The organism is Streptomyces sp. NPDC001922 (genome assembly GCF_042891165.1).
Classification (GTDB): domain Bacteria; phylum Actinomycetota; class Actinomycetes; order Streptomycetales; family Streptomycetaceae; genus Streptomyces.
Genome location: NZ_JBIASV010000020.1, coordinates 43,409 through 65,001, shown reverse-complemented (window position 1 = coordinate 65,001; position 21,593 = coordinate 43,409). Strand labels below are relative to the sequence as shown.

The 21,593-nt window shown below is 72.5% G+C and carries 20 protein-coding genes and 2 tRNA genes; 8 read left to right on the top strand and 14 right to left on the bottom strand.

Features of this window, described 5'->3' with window-relative positions:
- Positions 1-152: 152 nt before the first annotated feature.
- From rsrA to ACFYYR_RS30200, 4 genes are all read right to left on the bottom strand, one after another.
- Positions 153-518, bottom strand: a complete 366-nt coding sequence (gene rsrA, locus ACFYYR_RS30215) for a mycothiol system anti-sigma-R factor (RefSeq protein ID WP_388860598.1) — start codon at positions 516-518, stop codon at positions 153-155.
- Positions 515-1,183, bottom strand: a complete 669-nt coding sequence (locus ACFYYR_RS30210) for a sigma-70 family RNA polymerase sigma factor (protein WP_351514567.1) — start codon at positions 1,181-1,183, stop codon at positions 515-517. The genes rsrA and ACFYYR_RS30210 overlap by 4 nt, the downstream gene beginning before the upstream one ends.
- 366 nt (positions 1,184-1,549) lie before the next feature.
- Positions 1,550-2,179, bottom strand: a complete 630-nt coding sequence (locus tag ACFYYR_RS30205; protein ID WP_388860595.1) for an alpha/beta family hydrolase — start codon at positions 2,177-2,179, stop codon at positions 1,550-1,552.
- Positions 2,180-2,231: 52 nt separating this feature from the next.
- The gene (locus ACFYYR_RS30200; RefSeq protein WP_388860592.1) at positions 2,232-3,047 is read right to left on the bottom strand and encodes an SOS response-associated peptidase; all 816 of its coding nucleotides are present in this window, start codon (positions 3,045-3,047) and stop codon (positions 2,232-2,234) included.
- A gap of 53 nt (positions 3,048-3,100) precedes the next feature.
- Here ACFYYR_RS30200 and ACFYYR_RS30195 point away from each other — a divergent pair, with 53 nt between their 5' ends.
- The 4 genes from ACFYYR_RS30195 (at position 3,101) to ACFYYR_RS30180 (ending at position 6,946) form a co-directional block, all read left to right on the top strand.
- A complete protein-coding gene (locus ACFYYR_RS30195; protein ID WP_388860589.1) occupies positions 3,101-3,814 on the top strand; it encodes a M50 family metallopeptidase in 714 nt (237 codons plus the stop codon).
- Between the two features lie 116 nt (positions 3,815-3,930).
- Positions 3,931-5,286 (top strand): 3-phosphoshikimate 1-carboxyvinyltransferase, encoded by a 1,356-nt coding sequence (gene aroA / locus ACFYYR_RS30190; protein ID WP_388860586.1) that lies wholly within the window; start codon positions 3,931-3,933, stop codon positions 5,284-5,286.
- 12 nt (positions 5,287-5,298) lie between these two features.
- Positions 5,299-6,324 carry a ribosome small subunit-dependent GTPase A gene (gene rsgA, locus ACFYYR_RS30185; RefSeq protein WP_388860583.1) on the top strand — a complete coding sequence of 342 codons (1,026 nt, stop codon included), beginning with the start codon at positions 5,299-5,301 and terminating at the stop codon, positions 6,322-6,324.
- A gap of 298 nt (positions 6,325-6,622) precedes the next feature.
- Positions 6,623-6,946: a multidrug efflux SMR transporter gene (locus tag ACFYYR_RS30180; protein WP_351514601.1), complete on the top strand. Its 324-nt coding sequence runs from the start codon at positions 6,623-6,625 to the stop codon at positions 6,944-6,946.
- Between the two features lie 107 nt (positions 6,947-7,053).
- Here ACFYYR_RS30180 and ACFYYR_RS30175 read toward each other — a convergent pair whose 3' ends face one another.
- A complete protein-coding gene (locus ACFYYR_RS30175) occupies positions 7,054-7,698 on the bottom strand; it encodes a TetR/AcrR family transcriptional regulator (RefSeq protein WP_388860580.1) in 645 nt (214 codons plus the stop codon).
- 153 nt (positions 7,699-7,851) lie between these two features.
- Between ACFYYR_RS30175 and hisN the strand changes: the two genes are divergently transcribed.
- On the top strand, positions 7,852-8,652 hold the full coding sequence (hisN, locus tag ACFYYR_RS30170) for a histidinol-phosphatase (protein ID WP_388860577.1): 801 nt from the start codon (positions 7,852-7,854) through the stop codon (positions 8,650-8,652).
- Between the two features lie 215 nt (positions 8,653-8,867).
- Positions 8,868-9,269 carry a cyclic nucleotide-binding/CBS domain-containing protein gene (locus tag ACFYYR_RS30165; RefSeq protein ID WP_388860574.1) on the top strand — a complete coding sequence of 134 codons (402 nt, stop codon included), beginning with the start codon at positions 8,868-8,870 and terminating at the stop codon, positions 9,267-9,269.
- Positions 9,270-9,455: 186 nt separating this feature from the next.
- Here the strand turns inward: ACFYYR_RS30165 and ACFYYR_RS30160 are convergent, their stop codons facing one another.
- Positions 9,456-10,931, bottom strand: a complete 1,476-nt coding sequence (locus tag ACFYYR_RS30160; RefSeq protein ID WP_388860571.1) for a catalase — start codon at positions 10,929-10,931, stop codon at positions 9,456-9,458.
- A 134-nt stretch (positions 10,932-11,065) separates the two neighbouring features.
- On the opposite strand from ACFYYR_RS30160, the gene ACFYYR_RS30155 reads away from it, so the two are divergent.
- On the top strand, positions 11,066-11,482 hold the full coding sequence (locus tag ACFYYR_RS30155; RefSeq protein WP_388860568.1) for a Fur family transcriptional regulator: 417 nt from the start codon (positions 11,066-11,068) through the stop codon (positions 11,480-11,482).
- A gap of 174 nt (positions 11,483-11,656) precedes the next feature.
- Here ACFYYR_RS30155 and ACFYYR_RS30150 read toward each other — a convergent pair.
- The 4 genes from ACFYYR_RS30150 to ACFYYR_RS30135 form a co-directional block, all read right to left on the bottom strand.
- Positions 11,657-11,730: transfer RNA gene (locus ACFYYR_RS30150), tRNA-Met, on the bottom strand.
- A 378-nt stretch (positions 11,731-12,108) separates the two neighbouring features.
- The gene (locus tag ACFYYR_RS30145; RefSeq protein ID WP_388860565.1) at positions 12,109-13,995 is read right to left on the bottom strand and encodes a tetratricopeptide repeat protein; all 1,887 of its coding nucleotides are present in this window, start codon (positions 13,993-13,995) and stop codon (positions 12,109-12,111) included.
- 165 nt (positions 13,996-14,160) lie between these two features.
- A tRNA-Met gene (locus tag ACFYYR_RS30140) sits at positions 14,161-14,234 on the bottom strand.
- 44 nt (positions 14,235-14,278) lie between these two features.
- Positions 14,279-17,158 carry a UPF0182 family protein gene (locus ACFYYR_RS30135; RefSeq protein WP_388860727.1) on the bottom strand — a complete coding sequence of 960 codons (2,880 nt, stop codon included), beginning with the start codon at positions 17,156-17,158 and terminating at the stop codon, positions 14,279-14,281.
- A gap of 138 nt (positions 17,159-17,296) precedes the next feature.
- Between ACFYYR_RS30135 and ACFYYR_RS30130 the strand changes: the two genes are divergently transcribed.
- Complete coding sequence (locus ACFYYR_RS30130; RefSeq protein WP_388860562.1) at positions 17,297-17,854, top strand: PPA1309 family protein; 558 nt, start codon at positions 17,297-17,299, stop codon at positions 17,852-17,854.
- A 266-nt stretch (positions 17,855-18,120) separates the two neighbouring features.
- On the opposite strand, the gene ACFYYR_RS30125 is transcribed toward ACFYYR_RS30130, so the two are convergent.
- From ACFYYR_RS30125 to ACFYYR_RS30110, 4 genes are all read right to left on the bottom strand, one after another.
- Positions 18,121-19,212 carry a PDZ domain-containing protein gene (locus ACFYYR_RS30125; protein ID WP_388860559.1) on the bottom strand — a complete coding sequence of 364 codons (1,092 nt, stop codon included), beginning with the start codon at positions 19,210-19,212 and terminating at the stop codon, positions 18,121-18,123.
- A 306-nt stretch (positions 19,213-19,518) separates the two neighbouring features.
- On the bottom strand, positions 19,519-19,689 hold the full coding sequence (locus ACFYYR_RS30120; protein ID WP_351514592.1) for a hypothetical protein: 171 nt from the start codon (positions 19,687-19,689) through the stop codon (positions 19,519-19,521).
- Between the two features lie 131 nt (positions 19,690-19,820).
- Positions 19,821-20,279, bottom strand: a complete 459-nt coding sequence (locus ACFYYR_RS30115) for a molybdenum cofactor biosynthesis protein MoaE (protein WP_388860556.1) — start codon at positions 20,277-20,279, stop codon at positions 19,821-19,823.
- Positions 20,280-20,361: 82 nt separating this feature from the next.
- Entirely contained in the window at positions 20,362-21,468 is a 1,107-nt protein-coding gene (locus ACFYYR_RS30110) for an SDR family oxidoreductase (protein ID WP_388860553.1), read from the bottom strand.
- Positions 21,469-21,593 lie beyond the last annotated feature (125 nt).

The window sequence follows — 21,593 nt, the reverse complement described above, 5'->3', positions numbered from 1 at the left end:
CCGGCCCCGTCGGAATCCGTACGCCCGCACCCGCGCACACGTACGGGCCGCGCGGAAGCGGGCCCGGAGGGATGCGGGCTCGGGCACTCGGTTGGCCTCGCGTACCGGCGGCTCCGGTCCCGGGCCGCCGGGGCCTCGGTCCGGCCGGGACCTCAGGCGGATTCGGAGGTGCGCTCCGGCCCGGCGGAGGACTCCGCCTCGGCCTGCGCTGCCTGCTGGTCGGCGACCGCCTGCTCCAGCACGGTCTGCTCGGGCACGGCCTCGCCGGCCCGGATGAGCTCGATCCGGCCCATGACCTTGGAGCGCAGGTCGGTCGGCACGTCGTCATGGCCGCAGCAGCGCTTCACGAGCTTCTTCACGGCCTGCTCGAGGCCGTACTTCTCCAGGCACGGTGAGCATTCGTCGATGTGCACCTCGAACTTGGCGCACTCGCCGTCCGGCATCTCACGGTCGAGGAACTCGTAGAGGTGGTCGAGTACCTCGGAGCAGTCCGTCTCGTGCGGATCTCCGCAGCTCATGATCCCGAGCCTTTCCGATCGTGCGACTCGGTCGACGCAGCGCCCGCGCCGGCGGGGACCAGCCCGCGCTCACGGGCGTAGTCCTCCAGCAGACCGCGCAGCTGACGACGGCCGCGGTGCAGCCGCGACATCACCGTGCCGATGGGTGTAGCCATGATGTCCGCGATCTCCTTGTACGCAAACCCCTCGACATCCGCGAGATAGACCGCGATGCGGAACTCCTCGGGGATGGCCTGGAGCGCCGCCTTCACATCCGAGTCCGGCAGGTGGTCGAGCGCCTGGGACTCGGCGGAGCGCAGCCCCGTGGACATATGGGACTCGGCGCGCGCGAGCTGCCAGTCCTCGATTTCCTCGGCGGCACTGCGCTGGGGCTCGCGCTGCTTCTTGCGGTAGGAGTTGATGAAGGTGTTCGTGAGGATCCGGTACAGCCAGGCCTTGAGATTGGTGCCCTCGCGGAACTGGTGGAAGGAGCCGTACGCCTTCGCATACGTCTCCTGCACGAGGTCCTCGGCATCCGCCGGATTGCGGGTCATCCGCAGCGCGGCGGAGTACATCTGGTCGAGGAAGCCGAGGGCGTCCCGCTCGAAGCGCGCGTTGCGCTCGGCCGGGGTCTCCCGTGCCTGGCCGTCGTCGGTCCCTGCGTCGGTCCCAGTGACCGGACCCACCTCCTCCAACGCCGCGGCGGAACCGAATGCGGACCCGCTCGAATCGGAGAATAGACGACGATCCGCGTCACCCGCCGCTCCACGGGAAGCAGGCTGCGGCAGCAACGCCCGCGACCACTCGGTGTCGGCGCTCTGCGGACGGGCCGGGCAATGGATCGAACCCATGCGGCGGACTCCCTCTCCTCATACGAAGGCCTGCATCAACGGACACCCGCCACAACGCAGGCGGGCGCCGCCGCATTCCCGCGTTCCGGCATGCGGTACGCCACAGCCCCGGGACGGAACCGGGTCAGCACCGGGGCGGTCCGGGGACGCGCCCCGGCTCCGACCCGGGCGGTCCGGGGACGCGGCGGACGGCCCGGCCGGTCAGGCGATCCGGTCCAGCCAGGCGGCGGCCCCACCGGTGATGACCTCCAGGGTCTCCTCCTGGCCGGGCCCCGCCTTCTTCGGTACGGCGAAGCCGTGATCGGCGTACGGCACCTCGACGATGTCCGTGCCCGCCGGAAACTCCTCCGGGCGCCCGAACGGGTCCCGTCCGCCCTGGACGACGAGGGTGGGCACCCCGGCGCCCGTCAGCTCCTCCGCCCGGGACTTCTCCGGCCGGCCGGGCGGGTGCAGCGGGAAGGACAGCGCCAGCACGGCCCGCGCGCCGAGGCCGCGCGCCGTGCGGCAGGCGACCCGCGCCCCCGCGCTCCGGCCGCCCGCCACCACGGGCAGCCCCGGCTTCTCCAGCGCGGGCCAGAGGGCCGTCCAGGCGGTGTCGAGGGTCTTCGGCGCCGGGGCGAGCCGCTTGCCGGCGACCCGCCAGGGCTGCTCGACCAGCGCGACGGTGACGCCGCGGGCGGGCAGCCCGGCGGCCAGCGCCCGCAGGTCCCGGGCCTCGATCCCGCCGCCGGCGCCATGGCCGAGGGCCAGCACCAGCCGCGCCTTCCGCGCCGCCCGGTGCCAGGTGATGCGGGCGTCGCCCGCGGGAGTGGGTACGGTCTCGGTCTCCATCACCCGTCCATCCTGGCCCGTGCGCCCCGGGAAACCGGAGACCCCCGGGGGCTCAGAAGAGCGTTTCCTCCTCGGGGGCCTCCAGCTCCTTCAGCAGTTCCGGGCCGTTGTTGCGCACATTGCTGACATCGGTGGAGACCGGGTACGCCCGGACGGTGCCGGCCGGCGGCGGGGCCAGCAGGGAGCGCAGGTCGTCCGGGTCCGTGCGCGCCGGGTCGAGCCAGGCGGACCAGCGGTCCTCGGGGAGCACCAGCGGCATCCGGGGGTGGATCTCGGCGAGCGACCCCGGACCGTCGCCGGCGGCCCCGGCCAGGGGTGTGGTCTCCGCCTCGGTGGTGACCACCGAGCACGTCACCCACCAGGCCCGCGGGTGCTCGGGGGGCAGGGTGCCGTCCCGCCAGAACTCGTACAGCCCGGCCATCGCCATCACCGAACCGTCGGCGGGCGTCACGAAGTACGGCTGCTTGCGCGGGCGCTTCTTCTTCCCCTCCTCCTCCAGCCGGCGCTCGGCGGCCGCGGTGACCCACTCGTAGTAGCCGTCCGCGGGGAGCAGGCAGCGGCGCGAGGTGAAGGCCCGGCGGAAGGACGGCTTCTCGTGCACCGTCTCCGCCCGGGCATTGATCATCTTCGCGCCCCCGTCGGGGTTCCGGGCCCAGGACGGGACGAGCCCCCAGCGCAGCATCCTCAACTGCCGCACCGGCGCCGGGTCCCCGGTCTCCTTGTCCGGCCGCTCCAGCACCGCGTAGACGTCCTTCGTGGGCGCGACATTCCAGTCGGGGGCGAGGGTCTCTTCGGGATCCCACTTCGCGACGCCGAACACCCCGACGAGGTCCTCGGGCTTCCGGCTGGCTGAATATCGACCGCACATAAGTGCCACACTGCCACGACGTCCGTACCTTCCGGCAAGGGAGCCGCCCGTTCATGAACAGCACAGCGATAGGCGATCTCTGGGATCGCGTCACGGGCTCCCAACCGGACCCCTCTCTCTGGCTGGTGGCCGCGACCGCGGCGGTCGCCCTCGCGGCCGTGCTGCCGCACGCCGCCTGGCGGCTCTCCCGGAACGCCGTGACCATCGCGCACGAGGGCGGGCACGGTCTGGTGGCGCTGCTCAGCGGTCGCCGGCTGGACGGCATACGGCTGCACTCGGACACCTCCGGACTGACCGTCTCGCGCGGCAAGCCCACCGGGATCGGCATGATCCTCACCGCGGCGGCCGGCTACACCGCTCCGTCCCTGATCGGCCTCGGCGGCGCCTGGCTGCTGGCCGCCGGACACATCACCGCCCTGCTCTGGGGCGCGGTCGTGCTGCTGACCGCCATGCTCGTCATGATCCGCAACGCCTACGGCGTGCTGACGGTCCTGGTGGCCGGCGCCGCCTTCTTCCTCGTCTCCTGGCTGACCGGCCCCGCCGTGCAGGCCGCGTTCGCCTACGGCGTGGTGTGGTTCCTGCTCCTCGGCGGCGTGCGCCCGGTCTTCGAGCTCCAGGGCAAGCGGCGGCGGGGCGGGGCCCCGGACTCCGACGCGGACCAGCTGGCGCGGCTGACGAACGTCCCGCCGGTGCTCTGGCTCCTCCTCTTCCACGTGGTCTCGCTGAGCTCGCTGATCGGCGGCGGACGCTGGCTGCTCGGCATGTGAGCGGCGGCGGTTGTGCGGCGTGACATCGACTACCCTCCACCCCTGCTGACTTTCGGCTGGGTTTCTCCGCTTTTGATCAAGATCGGTGCCCGAGCCGAACCACTAAAGTGAGGCCCATGACCGGTAACCCCGAGCACACCGCCCTCTGGCCCGCCCCGTCCGCGTCCGGCCCCGTCGACGCGACCGTCACCGTGCCCGGATCGAAATCGGTCACCAACCGCGGCCTGGTGCTGGCCGCGCTCGCCGCGGAACCGGGCTGGCTGCGCCGCCCGCTGCGGTCGCGCGACACCCTGCTGATGGCCGAGGCGCTGCGGGCCATGGGCGTCGGCATCGAGGAGACCGTGTCCAGCGCCACCGCGGGCGGAGACGGCGGCGAGGCCTGGCGGATCATCCCGGCCGGGCTGCACGGCCCGGCCACCGTGGACGTCGGCAACGCCGGAACGGTGATGCGTTTCCTGCCGCCGGTCGCGGCGCTCGCCGACGGCCCCGTCCGGTTCGACGGTGACCCCCGCTCCTACGAGCGCCCGCTGCACGGGGTGATCGACGCCCTGCGCGCCCTCGGCGCCCGGATCGACGACGACGGGCGCGGCGCCCTGCCGCTGACCGTGCACGGCGGCGGGGCACTGGACGGCGGCTCGGTCGAGATCGACGCCTCCTCGTCCTCACAGTTCGTCAGCGCGCTGCTGCTGTCGGCGCCCCGCTTCAACCAGGGCGTGGAGGTGCGGCACGTGGGCGCGGCCCTGCCGTCCCTGCCCCACATCCGGATGACCGTGGACATGCTGCGGTCCGCCGGTGCCCGGGTGGACACCCCCGAGGCCGGCGGCGAGCCGAACGTCTGGCGGGTGGCGCCGAGCGCGCTGCTCGGCCGGGACCTGGTGGTCGAGCCCGATCTGTCCAACGCCCAGCCGTTCCTGGCCGCGGCCCTGGTCACCGGCGGCCGGGTCACCGTCCCGGACTGGCCGGAGCGCACCACCCAGCCCGGTGACGCGCTGCGGCAGATCTTCACCGAGATGGGCGGTTCCTGCGAACTCACCGACGCGGGGCTGACGTTCACCGGATCGGGCCGTATCCACGGCATCGACGTGGACCTGGGCGACGTCGGCGAACTCACCCCCGGCATCGCCGCGGTCGCGGCGCTGGCCGACTCCGAGTCCGTGCTGCGCGGCGTCGCGCACCTGCGGCTCCACGAGACCGACCGGCTGGCCGCGCTCACCAAGGAGATCAACGGCCTGGGCGGCGACGTCACGGAGACCGAGGACGGTCTGCGCATCCGCCCGCGCCCGCTGCACGGCGGGGTCTTCCACACCTACGACGACCACCGGCTGGCCACCGCCGCCGCGATCATCGGACTCGCCGTCGAGGGGGTCCGGGTGGAGAACGTCGCGACCACCGCGAAGACGCTCCCCGACTTCCCGGACCTGTGGTCGGGCATGCTCGGCACCTCCGCCGTGGCCCCCGCACGGAGAGCGTGAGAGCACCCCGCGATGCGCCGCTACGGCAAACACACCGACGAGGACGACGTACGGGTCCGGCCGAACCGCAAGGGCAACCGCCCCCGTACCAATATCCGGCCCAAACACGAGGACGCCGCCGAGGGCTTCGTCCTGACCGTCGACCGCGGACGGCTGACCTGCCTGGTCGAGGGCCGCACGATCACCGCGATGAAGGCCCGCGAACTGGGCCGCAAGGGCGTGGTCGTGGGCGACCGGGTGGGGATCGTCGGTGACCTGTCCGGCGCCAAGGACACCCTCGCGCGGATCGTGCGCGTCGAGGAGCGCTCCTCGGTGCTCCGGCGCACGGCGGACGACGACGACCCGTACGAGCGGGTGGTGGTGGCCAACGCCGACCAGCTCGCCATCGTCACGGCGCTGGCCGACCCGGAGCCGCGGCCCCGGCTGATCGACCGCTGCCTGGTCGCGGCCTTTGACGCGGGGCTGGACCCGCTGCTGGTGCTCACCAAGTCCGACCTCTCGCCGGCCGGACCGCTGCTGGAGACGTACGAGACGCTGGGCGTGCCCTACGTGGTGACCAACCGGGCGCAACTGGCCGACGGCGGCGCCGCGGAGCTGGTCCGGGGGCGGCTGGCCGACCGGATCACGGCCTTCGTCGGCCACTCCGGGGTCGGGAAGACCACCCTCGTCAACGCCCTGGTGCCGGACCGGCAGCGGGCCACCGGCGTGGTCAACGCGGTGACCGGCCGCGGCCGGCACACCACCACCTCGGCGCTCGCGCTGCCGCTGACCGCGGACGCGGCCACCGGCGGGAAGGGCGGCTGGGTGATCGACACTCCCGGCGTGCGGTCCTTCGGGCTGAACCACATCGATCCGTCCCGCGTGATCCACGCGTTCCCGGACCTGGTGCCGGGCACCGAGGGCTGTCCGCGCGCCTGCAGTCACGACGAGAAGGACTGCGCGCTGGACGGGTGGGCCGCCGAGGGGCACGCGGACCCGGCACGGCTGCACTCCCTGCGGCGGCTCCTGGCCACCCGGGAGCGGCGCGAGGGGGACTGACCTCCCGGCACACGGCCCGCGGCACGTCCGGTGAACCGGCTCCCGGCGCCCCCGGCGCGGTCCGCGACGTCCGGCCCGCACCCGCTCGTCCGATCCGGGCGCGCTCGCCCGGCCCGCGCCCGCTCGTCCGGTGCGGGCGCGCCGCCCTTGCGCCCCGGGCTCCGGCACCGGTGCCCGGGGCGGGTTCCGTGCGGCGTTCGACGCTCCGACGTTCGGCGGTTACCACCCCGGGTACGTGCATAATCGCACCAAGCACACCGAGGCGGACGAAGCGGTCACCGACGCGGGAGGCACACACATGGCGTGGCTGCTGGTCGTGGTGGCCGGGTTGCTGGAGACGGGCTTCGCGGTGTGCCTGAAGCTCTCGCACGGCTTCACCCGCCTCTGGCCGACCGTGGCCTTCTGCGCCTTCGCCCTCGGCAGCTTCGGCCTGCTGACCCTGGCGCTCAAGAAGCTGGACGTCGGACCGGCGTACGCGGTCTGGACGGGCATCGGCGCCGCCGGGACGGCCCTCTACGGCATGATCTTCCTCGGCGATCTGGTCTCCACGCTGAAGATCGTCTCCATCTCGCTGGTGATCGTGGGCGTGATCGGCCTCCAGCTCTCCGGCTCCGCGCACTGACGGCTCCCGCCGCCGGCCCGACCCCCGGCTCCCGGCAGCACGGCCGCGACACCCGGACGCCGGTCGGCGGCGAGCGGCCCGGGACCGGCCGGCGACGAGCCCCGGGCTCAGCCGGTCCGCGGCGCGGCGGCGGCCCCCGCCGCGCAGCACCCCCGGACCAGCCGCGAGGGGTCCTCCGCCCCCGCCGGAACCACCACGTAGGACAGCGCCAGCCGGACGGCGACCTCGCACTCCCGGGCCAGCTCCTCCGCCTCCTCCTTCGGCCGCCCCGCCTCCAGGACGGCCAGCGCCCGGTCGCGCACCTGGGCCAGCAGCTCGACCGGGGTGGGCGGCCCGGCGTCGGCGCGGCACTGCGCCGGGAGGTACGACGCGGGCGATCCGGCACCCCCGGCGCGCGGGGGCGTCGGCAGCCGCTCACCCCAGAACCCGGTGAGCACCGCTCTGACCAGGGGATTCGTCCGGGCGGTGCGCACCGTCCAGTCCGCGACCGCCGCGAGGCGCCGGCCCGGGTCCGGTTCCGCGCCGCTCCCGTCCGGCCGCCCGAGCGCCCCCTCGACGCCGGCGAGATAGGCGTCCGCCTCCCGCCGCACCAGGGCTCTCGCCAGTCCGTCCTTGCTCCCGAACTCGTTGTAGAGGGTCTGCCGGGACACCCCGGCGGCGGCCGCGACCTCGACCATCCGAACGCCCGACCAGGGGCGGTACGTCAGCGCCGCGAAGGCGGCGTCCAGCAAGGATTCACGTGCAGTAGGCATCGTTGCCTCCCGGCACTGGGGGTTCACAGGGCTGACGTCCGCACACAATTGACGCGCCGCCATGGAGTGTCAATAGCTCCGACGGCGCACTCCCCCGCCCCGGACGGACATGGTCATGTGGCCGGTCCGCGGAGCGGTCGATACTGTTCGCTCATGCCCGACTATCACGATGATCTGCGTCTGGCCCACGTGCTGGCGGACTCCGCGGACGCCGCGACCATGGAGCGGTTCAAGGCGCTCGACCTCAAGGTCGAGACCAAACCCGACATGACGCCGGTGAGCGAGGCCGACAAGGCCGCCGAGGAGCTGATCCGCTCCCAGCTGGCCCGTGCCCGGCCGCGCGACGCCGTGCTGGGCGAGGAGTACGGCAGCGAGGGCAGCGGACCGCGGCGCTGGATCATCGACCCGATCGACGGCACCAAGAACTATGTGCGAGGCGTCCCCGTCTGGGCGACCCTGATCGCGCTGATGGTGCAGGGCGAGGGCGGCTACCAGCCGGTCGTCGGCGTGGTCTCCGCTCCGGCGCTCGGCCGCCGCTGGTGGGCGGCGCAGGGCTCGGGCGCCTACACCGGCCGCAGCCTGTCCTCGGCGACCCGGCTCCGGGTCTCCCAGGTCGGCAAGGTCTCGGACGCCTCCTTCGCCTACTCGTCCCTGACCGGCTGGGAGGACCAGGGGCGGCTCGACGGCTTCCTCGACCTGAGCCGCGACTGCTGGCGGACCCGCGCCTACGGCGACTTCTGGCCGTACATGATGGTGGCCGAGGGCTCGGTGGACATGTGCGCCGAGCCGGAGCTCTCCCTCTGGGACATGGCGGCCAACGCCATCGTCGTGCAGGAGGCCGGCGGCAGCTTCACCAGCCTGGACGGCGTGCCGGGGCCGGGCGGCGCGAACGCCGCCGCCTCCAACGGGCTGCTCCACGAGGACCTGCTGGGCTACCTGAACCAGCGCTACTGACGACGGGCGGGCGCGGGCACCGGGCGCCACCGCGCCCCGCCCCGGCTCCGCCCGCCCCCTTGCCGCCTCCGAAGCCGCATGTGAACATGAGAATCCCCCTGCTTGTGAATTTGTGAATTTCTTCTCATGAAGGATTCACGCCTCCCTGAGGGGTTCACGCCGCTCGGAGGATTCACGCCTCGTGGGGGACACACGAAGAGAGGTGGCCCTGTTCCATGCTCGTCCGTGACGCCATGAGCTCGGTAGTCCTCACCATCGGTCCCGCCCACACCCTCCGCCAGGCCGCGCAGCTGATGTCCGCACGCCGGGTCGGCGCTGCCGTCGTCCTCGATCCGGCCGACTGCGGGATCGGCATCCTCACCGAACGTGACATCCTCAACTCCCTGGGCGCCGGTCAGGACCCCGACCGGGAGAGCGCCCACGCCCACACCACGACCGACGTCGTCTTCGCGGCCCCCTCCTGGACGCTCCAGGAAGCGGCGGAGGCCATGGCCCACGGCGGCTTCCGGCACCTGGTCGTCCTCGACGACCTGGAGCCCGTCGGCGTGGTGTCGGTGCGCGACATCATCCGCTGCTGGGCCCCGGAACGCCGGCGGACCACGGCACTCGCAGGCTGACGGACACAGCCGCACACCGGCGGACCGCACACCCCGCGGCCCCCGGACCGGCGCCACGAGCGAACGGGCCCGAGCACATCCCCGCCCCGCCCGCACCCGGGCACCAGGCGGGTCGCACACCACCGAGCACCCGAAGGGGCCGGATCCCGGGCGGGATCCGGCCCCTTCGTGACGACGAGCCTCCGGTCAGCCGCGCAGGGCCCGGACCGCGGCCTCCAGACGCTTGCCGTAGTCCTCGTCCGCCCGGCGGAAGTTGCCGATCGCCCGCTCGGCGATGTCGTCGCGCGACACCTCGGCGATGAAGCCCGCGAGGTTGGCGATCAGCCGCTCCCGCTCGGCCTCGGACATCAGCCGGTAAAGGTTGCCCGCCTGGACGAAGTCGTCGTCCTCGGCGTGCGACGGGGCGGCGGCGTTGCCGGTGGCACCGTCGACCGCGAGCGGCTGCCACAGCGGACGCCCGGTCTGCTCCGGACCGCCGAAGCTGTTCGGCTCGTAGTTCCGGGCGCGGCCGTGCCGGCCGTCGTACAGCGCGCCGTCCCGGCCGTGGGTGCGCGCCTCGGTGGCGCGCGGGCGGTTCACCGGCAGCTGGTCGGCGTTGATCCCGACGCGGTGCCGGTGGGCGTCGCCGTACCCGAAGAGCCGGCCCTGGAGCATCTTGTCCGGGGACGGGCCGATACCCGGCACGAAGTGCGCCGGCGAGAAGACCGACTGCTCGACCTCGGCGAAGATGTTCTCCGGGTTGCGGTTGAGCTCCAGCTTCCCGATCTCGATCGGCGGGTAGTCCTCGTGCGGCCAGACCTTGGTCAGGTCGAACGGGTTGAAGCGGTAGCCCGCCGCGTCGGCCGCGGGCATGATCTGCACCTGCACGGTCCAGGTCGGGAACTCGCCCCGCTCGATGGCCTGGCGCAGATCGCGCTGGTGGGAGTCGGGGTCCTCACCCGCGAGCCGGTCGGCGTCGCCCTGGGCGAGGTTCCGGATGCCCTGGTCGGTCTTGAAGTGGTACTTGACCCAGAAGACCTCACCGGCCTCGTTGTTCCACTGGAAGGTGTGCGAGCCGTAGCCGTTCATGTGGCGGTACGAGGCGGGGATGCCGCGGTCGCCGAAGAGCCAGGTCACCTGGTGGGTCGACTCGGGCGAGAGCCCCCAGAAGTCCCAGACGTTGTCCGCCTCCTGCGACCCGGTGTACGGGTCGCGCTTCTGGGTGTGGATGAAGTCCGGGAACTTGATGGCGTCCTTGATGAAGAACACCGGGGTGTTGTTGCCGACGAGGTCGTAGTTGCCCTCCTCGGTGTAGAACTTCAGCGCGAAGCCGCGCGGGTCCCGCACCGCGTCGGCCGAACCGAGGCTGCCCGCGACGGTGGAGAACCGCAGGAAGGTCTCGGTCCGCTTGCCCACCTCGGACAGGAACTTCGCCCGGGTGTACCGGGTCACATCGGCGGTGACGGTGAAGGTGCCGTACGCGCCGGCGCCCCGCGCGTGCACGACCCGCTCCGGGATCCGCTCCCGGTTGAAGCGCGCGAGCTTCTCCAGCAGGTGCTGGTCCTGGACCAGGACCGGGCCGCCGGTGCCCGCGGTCTCGCTGTTCTGGTTGTCCGCGACCGGAGCGCCGGACTCCGTCGTCAGCGGGCCGGTGGTCCCGGCCGCCTCGTCCCGAACCGTCACGTGCTCCTCCTGCGTGTCGTCCTGCTCCTGGCATTCGCTGAACGCGATCCTACATTGGACTTTGTCCAAGTCAAGATGGAAACGAAGACCGTACCGATTCGGAACAACGGTCGCCCGCTGTTAGGCTGATAGTCATGAGTGACCTGCTGGAGCGACTTCGAGGACGCGGCTGGCGCCTGACCGCGCAGCGGCGGGTCGTCGCCGAGGTTCTCGACGGGGACCACGTCCACCTCACCGCGGATGAAGTCCATGCGCGGGCCGTCGAGCGACTGCCCGAGATCTCCCGCGCGACCGTGTACAACACGCTGGGCGAGCTGGTCTCGCTCGGCGAGGTGATCGAGGTCAGCACGGACCGCCGCGCGATGCGGTACGACCCGAACGCCCACCGCCCGCATCAGCACCTGGTGTGCGCGAAGTGCGGCACGGTGCGCGACGTCCATCCCGGCGGCAATCCGCTCGCGGACCTGCCGGACGCCGAGCGCTTCGGCTTCACGGTCTCCGACGTCGAGGTCACCTACCGCGGGCTCTGCCCGTCCTGCACCTCCGCCTGAGACAGCGCCGGCAGCCCCGCCCGAGACCCGTCCTCGCCGTCGGAACGCACAGCGTCGGCAGACCGTCGGCAAGCGCGGGCCCGACACGCAGCGGACGGCAGGGGGAGCACACCGCGCACCCCTACGCGCGCATGACGAAGGCCCGGATCCTGAGGATCCGGGCCTTCGCTCTCGTAGCGGGGACAGGATTTGAACCTGCGACCTCTGGGTTATGAGCCCAGCGAGCTACCGAGCTGCTCCACCCCGCGTCGGTGTGCCTTTACTCTAGCCTCAGGCCGACGACCAGCGCAAATCCGTTGAGGAGGCGGCCTCCACCCGTGCCCTCGCGCGGGGCGCGGTGCGCCCCCGGGAGTGCCGTGCACACCGGGCGACCACGCCCCGCGGGTGCCCCGCGCCCTCCGGGTGACCACGACCCGCAGGCGCCCTGGGCCCGCCGGGTGACCGCAGCCACCGGGCGCACCGGTCACCGGCCACCGCGCACGGGGCGGACTCCACCGGGCCAGGTATCCGGAACCCCCGCGGGCTCCGGCCGCCACGGCGGCCCGTGCGCACCGGGCGCGCCGGGCGCACCGACGGCCGCCCGGCCGGGGCCGCGCCCCGGCCGGCACCGGCTCGTCCCGCCGGCGTCAGGCCGTCAGCTCCTGCTGGAGGGCGTCGCGGAGCCGCGCCGCGCGCTCGGCGACCTCCGCCGGCCCCAGCTGGACCGCCCGCGTGCACCAGCGCTGCCCCTCGGCGAGGTCGCCCCGGCGGGCGGCCAGCAGCGCGAGGCGCAGCGCGGCGCGGCCGTGGCCGGCGTTGGCCGCGCGGGTCCACCAGAGGGCGGCCTCCGGCTCGCTGCCCTCACGGGCCAGCAGCAGCCCCAGGTTGAAGGCGCCGCTGCGGCTGCCCGCCTCGGCGGCGGTGCGGTACCAGCGCGAGGCCCCGGCGACGTCGCCGCGGAAGGCGGCGATCATCCCGCACCGGACCTGGGCACTCCGGTGGCCCTGCTCGGCCGCCCGCTCGTACCACTCCTCGCACTCGGTGGCCGTGCCGTCCCCTTCCTCCGGCCGCTGCCGCCGCTCCAGCAGGGTGCCCAGGCGGAAGGCCGCCTCCGCACTGCCGCCACCGGCCGCGCAGCGCAGATGGCGCTCCGCCGTGCGCTCGTCGCCGTCGCGGAGCAGCGCGATGGCGACCTGCAGGGCTGCTTCGGTGTGCCCGGCCGCGGCGGCGCGCTCGTACCACTGGCGCGCGGCGGCCGTCTCGTTCCGCCCGGCGTGCAGGATGCCGAGGTTGAAGGCCGCGTCCACGCTGCCCGCCTCCGCGGCCTTGGAGAACCACGGCTCGGCCCCCGCGGCGTCGCCCTGCTGGAGCAGCAGGACCGCGAGCGCGTTGGCGGCCTCGCGGTGCCCGGTGTAGGCGGCGCGGCGGTACCACTGCTCGGCCTGGGCGGTGCGGTCCTGCTCGGCGCAGAGCAGCCCGAGGTTGAACGCGCCGTTGTGGTCCCCGGCTTCGAGCGCGGCGCGGTACCAGCGCTCGGCGGTCTGCGGCTCCCCGCGGTCGGCGTGCAGCGCGCCCAGCGCGTTGGCCGCGTTGCCGTCGCCGTCCTGGGCCGCGCGCCGCCACCAGACCGCGGCGCTGTCGGTGTCCCCGGCGTCGCGCAGCAGGAAGCCGAGCGCGCAGGCGGCGCGGGGCTCCCCGTCCTTGGCCGCGGTGAGATACCAGCGGCCGGCCTCCTGGGTGTCGCCCCGCTCCTCGAGCAGGGTGCCCAGGTGCAGCGCGGCACGGCGGTGGCCGCGCGCCGCGGCCTGCCGGTACCACTGCTCGGCCTCGCCCGCCGTGTCCTCGCCGGACGGTTCCGGGACCGCCCGGCGGCCCGTGGACGTACCGAACGGGTCCGGGCGGTGGGGGTCGTCCGGCTCGTGGCCGGGGTGGTGGCGGTCCAGGATGCGGGCGAGCCGGTACGCGGCCTCGCGGTGCCCCTGCTCGGCGGCCGCCCGGAACCAGCGCTCGGCACCGGCGTCGCCGCGGTGCTCCAGCAGGTCCGCCAGGGCGTACCCGCCGAGGGCGTGGCCCGATTCGGCGGACTGGCGCAGCCAGTACTCGGCGGCGGGCTCGTCACCGCGCTCCCGGTAGTGGCGGCCGAGGGCGTGCGCGGCCGCGGCGGAGCCGGCCACGGCGGCGATCCGCCACCAGCCCGCGGCCTCGTCCGCGTAGCCGCGCTGGTGCAGCAGGACGCCGAGGTTGTTGGCCGCCGCCCGGTCCCCCGTGGCGGTGGCGGCCCGCAGATAGGGCTCCGCGCCGTCGAGATCGCCCCGGCGCAGCAGCAGAGCGCCGAGGACGCTCATCGATTCGGTGTCGCCGACCTCGGCGGCGTGCCGGTGCCGGGTCGTCTCCTCGTCCGTGTCGGCGGTGAGTGTCGAGGTCTCGGTGCAGCCCGGTCCGGCTGCTGGTGCGAGCGGGCCCTGCCCGTCGTCGGGTGGGCTCACAAACCGACCTGTTTCCAACAGATTTGCCTTGTCCCCCATAAGGGCCATCGTCGCACCACCCGCAACCCGCGTACACCTCGTATACCGCAGCCCGTGAAGTCACTTCGGCGTTTTGTCGACTTCCCGACACGACGTTGTGCCAAACGCCTGACTCCCAACTGTCCCCCACACAAGCGAAGGGCCCGGAGTCATTGACTCCGGGCCCTTCTTTCGTAGCGGGGACAGGATTTGAACCTGCGACCTCTGGGTTATGAGCCCAGCGAGCTACCGAGCTGCTCCACCCCGCGTCGTTGTGTACGTAACAGTACCACGCTGCGGGGTGGAGCCCTGCTCAGTTGTTCCCGGGCTTCTGGTCGGCCGGCTTCCGGTCCGCCTTCGCCTCCGCGTCGGCAGCCCGCTTCAGCGCTGCCTCCAGGTCTTCCTGGGCCTTCCCGTAGGCGGTCCAGTCCTGGTCGGCCAGCGCCTTCTGGCCCGCCTCGAACGCCTTCTGGGCGTCGTCGAGCGCCGCGCGCACCGTCGGATCGGCGGAGGGCGGACGGGTGCCCTCGCCCGGCGGCTTCGTCGTGCCGCCCTGCTTGCCGAAGACCTCGTCGAGCGCCTCGCCCAGGGTGTTACGGAAGGCGGTCTGGTCGTTGTACGAGACCAGAACCTTCTTCAGCAGCGGGTAGTTGGTGCCGGCGCCGCGCACGTAGACCGGTTCGACGTAGAGCAGGCCGCCGTCGAGCGGGACGGTCAGGAGATTGCCGTACTCGACCTCCGAGTCACCTCTCTTGAGGATGTTGATCTCGTTGGCGATGGCCGTCTCGGAGTTGAACTTGCTCTGCACCTGCTGCGGACCCGACACCGTGGTGTTGGACGGCAGCTTCAGGATTCTGATCTTGCCGAACTCGTCGCTCTCGGCGTCGGCGTCCACGGCCATGAAGGCACCGAGGTTCTCCCGGCCACGGGGCGTGAACGTCGTCGTGAGCGAGAACGACTGCGCCTTCTGGTCCGGCATCTTCATGCTGAGGTAGTACGGCGGCACCGCGTTCCCCGACTTGTTCGTCGGGTCGTTCGGCACCTGCCAGACCTCACTGCCGCTGTAGAACTGCACGGCCTTGGTGACGTGGTAGCGGGTCAGCAGCTGGCGCTGCACCTTGAACAGGTCCTGCGGGTACCGCAGATGCCGCATCAGGTCCTTGTCGATGGAGGACTTGGCCTTCACCGTGCCCGGGAACGCCTTCTTCCAGGTCTTGAGGACCGGGTCCTTGGTGTCCCACTCGTAGAGCTCCACCTTGCCCGTGAAGGCGTCGACGGTCGCCTTGACCGAGTTGCGGATGTAGTTGACCTGGTTCTGCTGGGCCACCACCGCGCGCTGACCGTTGGTGAGCGAGTCGGCCGTGGTGTCGCCCAGCGTGGTGCGCGAGGAGTACGGGTAGCCGTTGGACGTCGTGTAGGCGTCGACGATCCACTGGATCCGGCCGTTCACGACCGCGGGATAGGCGTCACCGTCGATGGTGAGCCAGGGCGCCACCGACTCGACGCGCTCCTTGGGCGTGCGGTTGTACAGGATCCGCGAACCGTCACCGATGGCACCGGAGTAGAGGATCTGCGGCTCGCCGAAGGCCACCGCGTAGGCGGCCCGGTTCACCGGATTCGCCAGGTTGACGCCGCTCTTGCCGGTGTACCGGTAGAGCTTCTCGCCCTCGGCGTCGGAGTAGTCGAGCTCCTTCTGCGGACCGCCGACGATCGAGTACTGCGAGGTCTTCTCGCCGTAGTAGACCCGCTGCTGGTAGGTGCCCAGCTGGCCCTTGGTCGGCAGGTCGTACTCGGTGAAGTCCGGGGCGCCGCCCGGCGTCACCGAGGTGCCCTTGGCCGCCACCGCGCCGTAGCCGTGGGTGTACTTGAAGTGGTCGTTGATCCAGTTCCGCTCGGGGATCCCGTTGATGTTCAGCTCGCGCAGGCCGATGACGGTGTCCTGCTCCTTGCCGTCCTTGCCCGGGTAGCGGTCGACGTCGAGCGTGGCGGGGAAGCCGTAGTAGCCCCGGACCTGCTGGAGCTGCTGGTACGTCGGCGAGACGATGTTGGGGTCCAGCAGCCGCATGCTCGCGGTGCTCTCGGCGTCGCTGCGCAGCTTCCGGTCATCGGTCTGCGTGGCCTTGCCGGAGTAGTCGCTGACCTGCGAGTCGTCGATGTCGTACGCCTTGCGCGTGGCATCGATGTTCTTCTGGATGTACTGCGCTTCCTTCGCCTGCTCGTTCGGCTGGACCTGGAACTTCTGCACGATCGCCGGGTACAGCCCGCCGATGAGGATCGCGGACAGCACCATCAGACCGAACCCGATGACCGGGAGCTGCCAGGTGCGCCGCCACAGCGTGGCGAAGAAGAGCAGGGCGCAGATGACCGCGATGCAGAAGAGGATGGTCTTCGCCGGGAGATAGGCGTTGGCGTCGACGTACCGCAGGCCGGTCCAGCCGTTGGTGGACTTCAGGTCGCTCGACTTGACCGCGAGGCCGTACCGGTCGAGCCAGTAGGCGACCGCCTTGAGCGAGACGAAGACACCCAGCAGCACGGACAGATGGCCCGTCGCCGCGGCGGTGGCACGGGCCCCCGGGCTGGTGATCCGCAGCCCGCCGTAGAGGTAGTGGACCAGAGCGGCGGCGATCAGGCTCAGCACCGCCGCGGCGAAGCCGAAGCCCAGCAGGAAGCGGTACCAGGGCAGATCGAAGGAGTAGAAGGAGACGTCCTTGTCGAACTGCGGGTCCTTCGTGCCGAACGGAACGCCGTTGACCCACAGCAGCCAGGTGCGCCACTGGCCGGAGGCCGAGGCCCCCGCGATCAGCCCGATGAGGGCGGTGACCGCGAGCAGCACCCACTTCTTGTACGGGGCGATGCTCATGCGGTAGCGGTCGAGGCTCTGCTGCTCGACCGACATGGCGCTGAGCGGCGGCCGCAGCCGGTGGGCGAGCCAGATGTTGACGCCCACGGCCGCCGCCATCAGCAGGCCGAAGACGAGGAAGAGGCCGATCTTGGTCCACAGGGTCGTCGTGAAGACCGACGAGTAGTCGACCGAGCGGTACCAGAGCCAGTCCGTCCAGAACCCGGCGAACATGACGAAGAGCATGGCCAGCACGGCCAGCACGCCCAGTGTCATGAACAGGGTCCGGACGCGCCGGGACGGTCGGCCGACTCTGATCCGCGGCCCTGTCGGGCCTCCGCCGCGGTCCGGCATCTGGAAAGCCAAGGTGCGCACCTCGATGTTTCGCTGTCGTATGAGCGGGCCCCCGCGATAGTAGGGGCCCACTCCTGCAACTTACTCAGGCTTTACCCAGTTCCCGTTCCGGGTCACGAAGGGGGCAAGATATCGAGCATGTCCAACCACTCCCCCGGTAGCACGCCCATGGCCGCCAACCCGCTGACCCGCGCCGTCCTCGAGATCGACCAGTACGCGGCGGGGCTCGGCTGGGACCAGCCCGCCCGGCTCTTCGCCCTCGTCGACACCGAACGGCTGCGCGCCGAGGAACCGGGTCTTGCCGCCCAGCTCGGGATCGACGACTCCGCCGAGGCCGCCTCGCTCACCCCCGTGGAACAGGACGAGCTGCCCGCCGGGGCACCGCTCGACGAGTTCCTCGGCACCATCGCCTGGCCCGGCGCGGTCGCCGGCTGCGCCATGACCGTGGAGCGGCTGATGCTCCCGCCGTCCGCCGAGGCGTCCGTGCCCGAGGGCCTGGACGACGCACGGCTGGCGGAGTGGGTGGCGGCCCACCCGGACCGGCAGGAGGTCCGGATGACGGTCGCCGTGCTGCGGGACGGGTCCCGCGAGACGGCGCTGCGGCTGAAGGAGAAGGACTCGCCGACCGAGGTGCTCACCGGTTCCGACCTGGTGCCGGGGCTGGCCGAGGCGCTGGCGGCGACGTTCGCCGAGTAGTACGTCGCGGAGGAGCACGTCGCAGCGGAGCCCGGGGCGCCTCGTCCGGTTCCTGCCCCGGGCCCGCGGGACCCGTGCGGTCCGTGCGGTCCGTGCGGTCCGTGCGGTCCGTGCGGTCCGGAACGAAAGCCTCCGGCCTCCGGCCGTCGTACTGCCGGGCAGCGCACCGCGGCAGCGGTCCGGCCCCGGCCCGGTGACCCGGCCGCGTCCGGAACCGGTCCCGAGCGGCGTGCGTCCGCGCCGCCGCGCGCGGGCGGGCCGCCCGGTCAGCCCTTGGCGCACTCCGGCAGCTGCCCGGTGTCGCCCTTGCGGATCTCCTCCAGGGACTTCACGGCGTCCCGGATCGTGTCGACCTTCACCAGGGTGAGACCGGCCGGCACGTCCCTGGCCGCGGCGGCACAGTTGTCCTTGGGCGTGAGGAAGTAGCGGGCGCCCTTGCTGCGGGCCCCGACGGTCTTCATCTCGATGCCGCCGATCGGGCCGACCGTGCCGTCGTCCTCGATGGTGCCGGTGCCGGCCACGAACTTCCCGCCGGTGAGATTGCCCGGGGTCAGCTTGTCCACGATGCCCAGGGCGAACATCAGCCCCGCGCTCGGGCCGCCCACGTCGGCGAGCTTGATGTCCACCTCGAACGGGAACGTGTGGTCGGTGCCGGCCTGGATCCCGACGATCGCCCGGTTGTCGCCCGGCGCCTTCTTCGTCGGCACGGTCACCTTCCGGGCGCTCCGCGGCTCGGGCTTGCCCGCCTTCTCGGCGGCGGCCGCGGCCTTGGCCGGGACGATGGTGAACTCGACCTTCTCGCCCGGCTGGTGGCGCGTCACCACCTTCGCGACGCCCCCGGGCTGATCGATCCGCTTGCCGTCCACGGCCTTGATCACATCGCCGGCGTGCAGCCGGCCCTGGGCCGGGCTGCCCTTGACCACGGAGGCGACGACCACGCGGGCCGAGACCGGGATGTCGAGCTGCCGGAGGGCCGCGACCTTGGCGCTCTCCTGGGACTGGCTGAACTCCTCGGCGTTCTCCTGGTTGGCCTGCTCCGCGGTCTGGCCGTCGGGGTAGAGCGTGTTGTGCGGCACCACGGCGTTGTCGTGGGAGAGCCAGCCGTAGACCGCCTCGAAGAGGTTCATCCGGTAGTCGGCGCCGGTCACCCGGACCGTCGTCATGTTGAGATTGCCGGAGGCGGGATAGGTCTTGTGCCCGGACACCTGCAGCACCGGCTCACCGCCGTGCTCGCCGAGGGTGTTCACCGTCGGGCCGGGAGACATCTCGGAGTACGGGACGGGGATCAGCACCCCGGCGCACAGCAGCGCGATCAGCGTCAGGATCGAAGCGAGCATCGTCGCGGTGCGGCGTGGCATGGAACGACAGTACGGGACGGGTCCGACAGTGCAATTCCGGGGCCGCTGCTTCCGGTCGGACGGCCATGGGGCGCCGCGGAAGGGGGTCACGGCCGGGACGGCGCGCCTGGGGCGGAACGGCACGGGCGGGGCGGGTGCGGCCGGAGCGCCGGGACCGGGGACGGCCGCGGCGGCGGCCCGCGGCCGGTCCGGATGCGTGCTGCCTGCCGGGGCCCTGTCCACGGGCCGCGGGGCTCGCCGGGCCGCGGGCTACCGGATCATGGGCCGGCAGGGCCCGTCCGGTGCCGTCAGGCCGCGTCGGAGCCGTCAGGCCGCGTCGGAGCCGGAGCGGGAACGTTCCATCGCCTCGCGGAAGCGCGCATAGCCGTCCAGCTCCGCGACATCCTCGACCTTGCGGTTCCGGGCCGCCCAACGCGCCCAGACCGCGGCGACGAGAGCCGCGACGACCGGAATCAGCAACCATGCAAGCGCCGCCATACCGGCCTCCCGACCCCATACACAACCGCAACTGACCGATGAGCAGATTAACCGTCCGCCCGAACAACGCTTACGTCAGGGGGCCGGTTACGCAAGCGGAATCGACCATTCAGCGGGCGGCCGGACGCCCCCTAGACACCCACCCAGTCCGCCGTTCCATCCGCGAATTCCTGGTGCTTCCAGATCGGCACCTCACGCTTGAGGTCGTCGATCAGGCGGCGGCAGGCGGCGAACGCCTCCTGCCGGTGCGGGCAGGAGACCGCGACGACCACGGCGAGGTCACCCACCGAGAGGTCACCCACCCGATGGACGGCGGCCAGCGCCCGAACGGGGAAGTCCGCCGCGACCCGCTCCGCGAGGCGGCGCATCTCCGCCTCGGCGGTCGGGTGGCAGGAGTAGCCGAGAGCGGAGACGTCCGCTCCGCCGTCGTGGTCCCGGACGGTGCCGACGAAGAGCGCCGTGCCGCCCGCGGAGTCGTCCCCGACGGCCGCGAACACCTCGTCGACGGAGAGCGGGGTCTCCCGGATCTCGACGAGACGGACCGGGTCCGGCGCTCCCGCCTCGCCGGGGTGGTCGTGCGTGCCTGCCATACCGTCCATCGTGTCGCACCTGTCTGGATCAGGGAATCCGTATGCAGAAAGAATGTTTCCGCTCGCGGGGAGCCGGTGGGCGCTACCGGCGGCGCGCCTTGCGGGCCCGCCTGACCAGGGCCGCCGTGCCCACCAGGGCCACCGTCGCACCGGCCGCGCCGAGCGTCGTCGCGTCCTTGCGGCCGAGCCGCCGCCCGGCGACGGTGTGGCGTCCGGCGACCTCCTCCAGCAGCTCCGCGAGGACTTCCTCGTTCGTCCAGCCGGGCCGCCACCCCGCGTCGTGCAGCCGGCTGCCGCTCACCACCCAGGGGTGCATGGTGTACGCGAGGTCGCCCGCCGGAGAAGGGGTGAGGCCGAGGCGGTGGAGCCTCGAGGCGGCACCCAGGGCCACCGCGGACGGCAGCTCCATGCGCCGGATTCCGGTCAGTTCCTCGACCTCCTCCTGCTCCAGCCAGCCGTCGCAGCCGACCGTGAACTCGCCCTCGACCTTCTCCAGCGCCGCGTACTCCAGGGCGCTCACCAGGTCCTCGATGTGGCAGAACTGCCAGGTCGGGCGGGACCCGGCGACGACCAGCAGGCGCGGGGACTCGAAGTAGCGGGTGAGGGCGGTGTCGGTGCCGCCGACCAGGATGGCCGGCCGGACCACCGTGACGTTGAGGCCGGGGTGCGCGCGGGGCGCGCGGCGGGCGAGGTGCTCGATCTCCAGCAGGTCGCCGACGCCGGTGGCCTCGGCGGTCGCGCGGAGCTCCGCGTCCTCGGCGAGCGGTACGTCGTTGTCGGGCAGCGCCCCGTAGACCATCGCCGATGTGCAGAGGACGACCCGGTGCACCCCGGCCGCCGCGGCGGCGGTGAGCACGGTCTGGGCTCCCCGCACGTTGTACGCCGTACGGGCCGCGGGGTCGGTCTCGAGGTCGAGGTCCAGGGCGAGGTGCACCACGACATCGGCGCCCCGCAGCTTCTCGGCAATGGCCGGATCCCGGACGTCCAGCAGGTGCCACTGGGCTTCCGACACCTCGCCGCGGCGCTCGTCGATCGCCACGACCTGCTTGATCTCCTCGGATGTCGCGAGCCGCTCCGTGAGGAGGGCGCCGACACCGGTCGCGGCTCCGGTGACCGCGACAACGGGGCGCCGCGAGGGCGCCGCAGCATCGTTTCGCGCTGCGCGAACTTCTCGATCTGGGGAACTCACCGGGCGTCTCCAGCGGTTGTCTTCAGTACGTACCGGAAGTGACGCGTACGTACCAGGTGCTTCCATCCTGCCGCAGGCATCGGGGCAGCCAAGCACCGAGCCTAGAGGTGGACGGAGTGTCTACG

Bases quoted from the DNA above. Each gene is read 5' to 3' on its own strand.
- aroA (WP_388860586.1), top strand. From the start codon at position 3,931: ATGACCGGTAACCCCGAGCACACCGCCCTCTGGCCCGCCCCGTCCGCG.
- ACFYYR_RS30130 (WP_388860562.1), top strand. From the start codon at position 17,297: ATGTCCAACCACTCCCCCGGTAGCACGCCCATGGCCGCCAACCCGCTG.
- hisN (WP_388860577.1), top strand. From the start codon at position 7,852: ATGCCCGACTATCACGATGATCTGCGTCTGGCCCACGTGCTGGCGGAC.
- ACFYYR_RS30205 (WP_388860595.1), bottom strand. From the start codon at position 2,179: ATGGAGACCGAGACCGTACCCACTCCCGCGGGCGACGCCCGCATCACC.
- rsgA (WP_388860583.1), top strand. From the start codon at position 5,299: ATGCGCCGCTACGGCAAACACACCGACGAGGACGACGTACGGGTCCGG.
- ACFYYR_RS30115 (WP_388860556.1), bottom strand. From the start codon at position 20,279: ATGGCAGGCACGCACGACCACCCCGGCGAGGCGGGAGCGCCGGACCCG.
- ACFYYR_RS30155 (WP_388860568.1), top strand. From the start codon at position 11,066: ATGAGTGACCTGCTGGAGCGACTTCGAGGACGCGGCTGGCGCCTGACC.
- ACFYYR_RS30135 (WP_388860727.1), bottom strand. From the start codon at position 17,158: ATGCCGGACCGCGGCGGAGGCCCGACAGGGCCGCGGATCAGAGTCGGC.
- ACFYYR_RS30175 (WP_388860580.1), bottom strand. From the start codon at position 7,698: ATGCCTACTGCACGTGAATCCTTGCTGGACGCCGCCTTCGCGGCGCTG.
- ACFYYR_RS30200 (WP_388860592.1), bottom strand. From the start codon at position 3,047: ATGTGCGGTCGATATTCAGCCAGCCGGAAGCCCGAGGACCTCGTCGGG.
- ACFYYR_RS30165 (WP_388860574.1), top strand. From the start codon at position 8,868: ATGCTCGTCCGTGACGCCATGAGCTCGGTAGTCCTCACCATCGGTCCC.
- ACFYYR_RS30120 (WP_351514592.1), bottom strand. From the start codon at position 19,689: ATGGCGGCGCTTGCATGGTTGCTGATTCCGGTCGTCGCGGCTCTCGTC.
- ACFYYR_RS30145 (WP_388860565.1), bottom strand. From the start codon at position 13,995: ATGGCCCTTATGGGGGACAAGGCAAATCTGTTGGAAACAGGTCGGTTT.
- ACFYYR_RS30125 (WP_388860559.1), bottom strand. From the start codon at position 19,212: ATGCCACGCCGCACCGCGACGATGCTCGCTTCGATCCTGACGCTGATC.
- ACFYYR_RS30195 (WP_388860589.1), top strand. From the start codon at position 3,101: ATGAACAGCACAGCGATAGGCGATCTCTGGGATCGCGTCACGGGCTCC.
- ACFYYR_RS30180 (WP_351514601.1), top strand. From the start codon at position 6,623: ATGGCGTGGCTGCTGGTCGTGGTGGCCGGGTTGCTGGAGACGGGCTTC.
- rsrA (WP_388860598.1), bottom strand. From the start codon at position 518: ATGAGCTGCGGAGATCCGCACGAGACGGACTGCTCCGAGGTACTCGAC.